Below are 1,125 nucleotides of genomic sequence, written 5' to 3' on the forward strand. Positions count from 1 at the left end.
AGCCCTCGCCGCGCGCGGCCGCGTCCGCTGCGAGCCCGCCCGCGTCGACCGCACCGTCGGAGAGCTCCGGCACGGAGCGCTCCGGCTCGGGAGCGCAGGGGTCCGGCGGGAGCCGCGGCTCCGGCGGCATCGTCAGCGCCGTGGCCGGGTCCTACGTCGAGTCCGCCATGGGGCGGGAGGCGGCGGCGCCGGTGCTGGCGGAGGCCGACCGGCAGGCGGCGGAGCAGATGGCCGAGCGCAGCGGGTCCTCCGGGGCCCGGTCCGGCGGCTCGTCCGGCTCCTCCGACGGCTCGGGATCGGACTCACGGTCCTCCGGGTCCCGCTCCTCCGGATCGGACTCCGACTCCGGGTCCTCGGGGTCGCGGTCGTCCCGGTCCTCGGACTCCGGTTCGTCCGCCCGGTCGTCGGACTCGGGCTCGTCGTCGTCCCGGTCGTCCGGCTCGGGCTCCTCGTCCTCCTCGGACTCGGGGTCGTCGGATTCGGGGTCGTCGGACTCGGGGTCGTCGCGGAGCAGCAGCTCGGACGGCTCCCGCTCCTCGTCCTCGGACTCCGGCTCGCGGTCGTCGGGGTCGTCGGGGTCGGACTCGGACCAGGGCGGCGGCAGCTCCTGGTACTGACGGGGCCGCCCGCGGCCGGCTCGTACGGAGCCGTCCACCTGGAGGCCGTGGGGAGCGCCCCCGCGCGCGGCCCGGTGGCCGCTCCACCGGCCCCGATCGGTCCACCGTTCACCCGATCGGTCGTGGCGCGTCGCGCGGTTCGGGCGTGGCGCGACGATCGCGGGCCGATGACGCGGGTACCGTTCCCGCTGTGACCGCTGCCCGCACGCTCGCCACCGCGCCGGCCGCGAGCGTCCTGCCCGAGCACGTCCGCACCGCCTTCGGCGTGCGCGAGACGTCCCCCCGTCCCGTCGTGTGGGCGGGCCAGCGGGCCTGGCAGTGCGGCGACGTGCTGCTGCGGCCGGTGTCCGACCACGTCGTCGCCGCCTGGTCGGCGACGGTCCTGGAGAACCTCGAGGTCGACGGCGTCCGCCTCGCCCGCCCCGTCCGCAGCTCGGACGGCCGGTGGGTCGTGGGCGGCTGGGCCGCGTCCCGGCACGTGCCCGGCGTCCCCGAGCCGCGGCACGAC

1 protein-coding gene and 1 pseudogene are annotated in these 1,125 nt (G+C 78.1%); one reads left to right on the top strand and one right to left on the bottom strand.

Annotation, left to right across the window (positions count from 1 at the left end):
* Positions 1 to 151: 151 nt before the first annotated feature.
* The gene (locus tag GTW08_RS02185; RefSeq protein WP_161151323.1) at positions 152 to 655 is read right to left on the bottom strand and encodes a hypothetical protein; all 504 of its coding nucleotides are present in this window, start codon (positions 653 to 655) and stop codon (positions 152 to 154) included.
* 152 nt (positions 656 to 807) lie between these two features.
* Between GTW08_RS02185 and GTW08_RS02190 the strand changes: the two are divergent.
* Positions 808 to 1,125, top strand: a pseudogene (locus GTW08_RS02190) (TIGR02569 family protein); the annotation flags it as partial.

Source organism: Pseudonocardia sp. SID8383 (assembly GCF_009864975.1).
Lineage (GTDB): Bacteria > Actinomycetota > Actinomycetes > Mycobacteriales > Pseudonocardiaceae > Pseudonocardia > Pseudonocardia alni.